4 protein-coding genes are annotated in these 4,060 nt (G+C 78.0%); 2 read left to right on the top strand and 2 right to left on the bottom strand.

Translation table 11 applies throughout. The features are described from left to right. Positions 1 to 21: 21 nt before the first annotated feature. Positions 22 to 1,125: an App1 family protein gene (locus tag HLB09_RS20110; RefSeq protein ID WP_171203957.1), complete on the bottom strand. Its 1,104-nt coding sequence runs from the start codon at positions 1,123 to 1,125 to the stop codon at positions 22 to 24. A 62-nt stretch (positions 1,126 to 1,187) separates the two neighbouring features. On the opposite strand from HLB09_RS20110, the gene HLB09_RS20105 reads away from it, so the two are divergent. Next, on the top strand, positions 1,188 to 2,087 hold the full coding sequence (locus HLB09_RS20105; protein ID WP_171203956.1) for an alpha/beta fold hydrolase: 900 nt from the start codon (positions 1,188 to 1,190) through the stop codon (positions 2,085 to 2,087). 12 nt (positions 2,088 to 2,099) lie between these two features. Here HLB09_RS20105 and ku read toward each other — a convergent pair whose 3' ends face one another. Next, positions 2,100 to 3,269: a non-homologous end joining protein Ku gene (gene ku, locus HLB09_RS13980; protein WP_171203955.1), complete on the bottom strand. Its 1,170-nt coding sequence runs from the start codon at positions 3,267 to 3,269 to the stop codon at positions 2,100 to 2,102. 89 nt (positions 3,270 to 3,358) lie between these two features. Here ku and HLB09_RS13975 point away from each other — a divergent pair. Next, on the top strand, positions 3,359 to 4,060 hold a 702-nt coding region (locus HLB09_RS13975; RefSeq protein WP_171203954.1), incomplete at its 3' end, for an ATP-dependent DNA ligase.

The raw sequence follows: 4,060 nt of genomic DNA, 5'->3' as shown, positions 1-4,060 counted from the left end.
GCCGCGCGCCGCGGCGACCCCTCAGAGGACGCCGGTGCCGCGCAGCAGCCGGGCGAGGCCCGCGCCGTCCGGCGCGGAGACCCACGCGTGGTCGGAGTCCTCGCGCGCGGGCGCCCCCTGCGGCGCCGGGAGGCCCTGCGCGAGCACCGACTCCGTGGGCGAGAGGTGCCGGATCGCCACGGCCGCGACGCTCGCGGGCCGCTCCCGGGCGAAGTCGGCGTAGATCGCCTCGTCGTGCTGGCCGTCGTCGCCGACGAGCAGCCAGCGCACGTGCGGGAACTCGTCGGCGAGCCGGCGCAGGCTCCGCTCCTTGTGCAGGCGCCCGCTGCGGAACCACCGGTCCGGCGTCGGGCCCCAGTCGGTGAGCAGCAGCGGCCCGCGCGGGTACAGGTGGCGGTGCAGGAAGCGCGTGAGCGTCTGCGCGACGTTCCAGGCGCCGGTCGAGAGGTACACGACGGGGACGTCGGCGTGGGCGCGGGTGATCCGCTCGTAGAGGACCGCCATGCCCGGGACCGGGTTACGGGCGTGCTCGTCGAGGACGAAGGTGTTCCACGCCGCGAGGAAGGGGCGCGGCAGCGCCGTCACCATGACCGTGTCGTCGATGTCGCTGACGAGGCCGATCTCGACGTCGTCGCCGATGATCCGCACCGGGGCCGCGACGGGCTCGGCGCCGTCGGCGTGGAGGACGACCTCCTGCCACCCGGCCTCGAGGTCGGCCGGGAGGCTGACGTCCACGAAGCCGCCCCGGTCGGTGAGGACCTCGTGGCGCTGCCCGGCCACCTCGACGACGACGGGGGCGTCGCGCACGGGGACGGTGAGGAAGCTCCGCCACCCCCGGACCACCTCGGGACGCTCGCTCGGGCCCCGGCCGTCCGGCGCGGTGAGCAGCAGGCGCCCGAGGACGCGCACGCGCCGCGGCGAGCCGTACCCGGCGTAGACGCTGATGGACGGCTGCCAGCCCTGCTCGAGGGCTCGCCGGCTGGCGCGGCGGTGCAGGGCGTCACCGAGGGCGACGGTGCGGGCGTGCAGGGGCCGCAGGGCGGGGGCGGCGTCCTCCGAGGTGGCCACGCCGGAACCCTGCCACAGGGCCCCGACGGCGCCCCTCGAGCCTGCCGCGCCGCTCACGGACGGGTCACGATCGGGCGGGAGCCCTCCCGCTCCGTCGTGCGCTCGCGCAGGATGCCCGGGTGCCCCGCCCACCCCGGACCCCGCGCACGCCCGGGGGTCCCGCGCTCGCGCGCCCCCGGCTGCTCGCGGGGGCCGTGGCGGTCGCGCTGGCCCTCGTCGCCCTGCCGACGACCGGCCTGCTGCAGCTCCCGGGCGCCCTCGGCGGCGACCTGCGGGAGGGCGCCGCCGCCGGCACCGACCGTCCGGCGCTCGTGCCCGACCCCGTCGTCGAGGCCGTGCCCGACGCCGAGCGCCCGCTCCTCGTCCTGCGGGCCGAGGGCGACGACGTCGTCCGGGCCGCAGAGCTGCCGCGCGCCGTCGCGGGGACGGCCGTCCTCGTGCTGCACGGCTACACGAGCAGCGCGGCCCAGGCCGCGGAGCGCCTCGAGGCGGCCGCGCTGGCCCGCGACCTCGGCGCCGTCGTCGTCCTCCCGACCGGCCTCGGGGAGCGCCCCAGCTGGGCGGCGGGCAGCTGCTGCGGGTCGGCCGCCCGCTCGGACGTCGACGACGTCGGCTACCTCTCGCGACTCCTCGCGGACCTGCGGGCGCGCGGCGCGGAGCGCGCGTACGTCGTCGGCTACTCCAACGGCGGGATGCTCGCCTACCGCCTGGCGTGCGAGCGCCCCGAGGACGTCGACGCCGTCGCCGTCGTCAACGGGACCGTCGCGGTCCCGGCGTGCCCGGGCGCCTTCACGGCCCTGCACCTCGCGGGGGCGGAGGACGACGCCGTGCCCGTCGACGGCGTGGACCTCGTGCCCTTCCTCTTCACGGGCTTCCCGGCCCTCGCCGACCTCCCCGCCCTCGCACCGGCCGCGGACCTCGACGTCCGCGTGCTGCCGGGGGTCGGCCACGAGGTCGCGCCGGGCGTCCCCGCGACGGTCCGCCGCTGGCTCGCGGCGGGACCGACGCCGCCCGCCTAGCCGCCGAGGCCCTCAGGCGGACTTCTTGCGCGTCCGCCGCGCGGGGGCGGCCTCCTCCTCCTGGCTCTTCGCCGCTGTGCCCTTCGACGCCGTGCCCTTCGACGCCGTGCCCTTCGAGGCCGTCCCCTTCGCGGGGGACCGCCCCTTCGCGCCCCCGGACGTCGAGTCCTTCGCCGTCCCCTTCGAAGCCGTCTCCTTCGCGGCCGTCCCCTTGGAGGCCGCCCCCTTCGACGACGTGCCCTCCGCGGACGAGGCCGTCCGACGCCGTCGCGGCGCCGGGGCCTCCTGCGCGGCGTCGTCCCCGGCGTCCTCCGCCGGCTCCTCCGCGGGCGGCGTGCGACGGCGCGAGCGCCGCGGCGCCGGTGCGGGCGCCTCCTCGGCGGGCTCCTCGCCGCGGTCGCGCCGGGCCCGGTCGACGCTGCGCTGCAGCGCCGAGAGCAGGTCGACCACCTGCGCGCCCTCGCCGGACTCCTCCTCGCCCTCCGCGGGCGGGCGCCGCACCTCGCCGGCGCTGATCTTGGCCTCGACGAGCTCGGTGACGGCCGCCGCGTAGCCGTCGGAGAACGCGTCGGGGTCGAAGTCGCCGGCCAGGGACTCCACGAGCGAGGCCGCCATGGTCGTCTCCTGCGGGCGCAGCTCGACCTCGGAGGACAGGACGTCGAAGGACGCCTCGCGCACCTCGTCGGGCCACAGCAGCGTCTGCAGGCTGATGACGTCGTCGCGCACCCGCAGGATCGCGAGCGACTCCCGCTGCCGCAGCGCCACCTTGACGACGGCCACGCGGTCGGTGGCCCGCAGGGCCTCGCGCAGCAGCGTGTAGGGCTTGAGGGCCGTCCGCTCGGGCTCGAGGTAGTACGCCTTGTTGAACAGGACCGGGTCCACCTGCTCCGACGGCACGAACTCGACGACGTCGATCTCGCGGCTCGTCGACAGGGGCAGCTGGTCGAGGTCCTCGTCGGTGAGGACCACCTGCTCGCCGTCCGCCGTCTCGTACGCCTTGGCGATCTCGGGGTAGGAGACCTCCTCGCCGTCGACGCTGCAGACGCGCTTGTAGCGGATGCGCCCGCCGTCGGCCTCGTGCACCTGGTGGAAGCGGACGTCGTTCGTGCCGGTGGCGGCGTAGACCTTCACGGGCACCGAGACGAGCCCGAAGGACACGGCGCCCTTCCAGATGGCCCTCACGGCGCACCCCCTCCCCGGCGGGGAGCCGGCGCCGGGCGGCTCGCCCGGCGCTCGTCCGCCGTGGCGGCCATGATCGTCCGGTGCGCCCCATGCTCGCCACCCCCGCGCGCACGCCGGGTGCGCTCCCCGAGGACGGGCGCACGTGGGCGTACGAGGTGAAGTGGGACGGCATGCGCCTGCTCGCGTCCACCGCGGGCGGCCGGACGCGCCTCGCGAGCCGCACCGAGCGCGACGTCACGGGCGCCTTCCCCGACCTGGCGGGGCTCGCCGCCGCGGGCGAGGACCTGCTGCTCGACGGCGAGGTCGTGGCCCTCGACGCCGCCGGGCGACCGTCCTTCGGCGTCCTCGCGCCCCGGCTCGGCCTCTCGGGCGCGCGGGCGGCGGCGGCCGCGCGCTCCACCCCCGTCGTCTACGTCGTCTTCGACCTCCTGCGCGCCGACGGCCGCGACCTCCTGGCCGAGCCCCTGCGCGCGCGCCGCGCCGTCCTCGAGCCGCTGGCCGCGCGCTGGGAGGGCCTCGACGTCGGCGGGGCGGCGCTGCACCTCTCCCCCGTCTTCGACCACGGCGCCGACGTGCTCGCCGCCACCCGCGCGCAGGGCCTCGAGGGCGGTGTCGCCAAGCGCTGGGACTCCCCCTACCGCCCCGGCGAGCGCAGCCCGGCCTGGGTGAAGGCCGCCCACCGGGCCGCGCGGACCGTCGTCGTCGGCGGCTGGCGCCCGCAGGAGGGCACGCGCGACCGCGTGGGGGCGCTGCTCGTCGGCGCGCCCGACGCCGACGGCCGCCTGGTCTAC

The organism is Pseudokineococcus marinus (assembly GCF_013004605.1).
Classification (GTDB): domain Bacteria; phylum Actinomycetota; class Actinomycetes; order Actinomycetales; family Quadrisphaeraceae; genus Pseudokineococcus; species Pseudokineococcus marinus.
The sequence above is the reverse complement of the archived record's forward strand: the minus strand, read 5'-3'. Positions and strand labels throughout refer to the sequence as shown.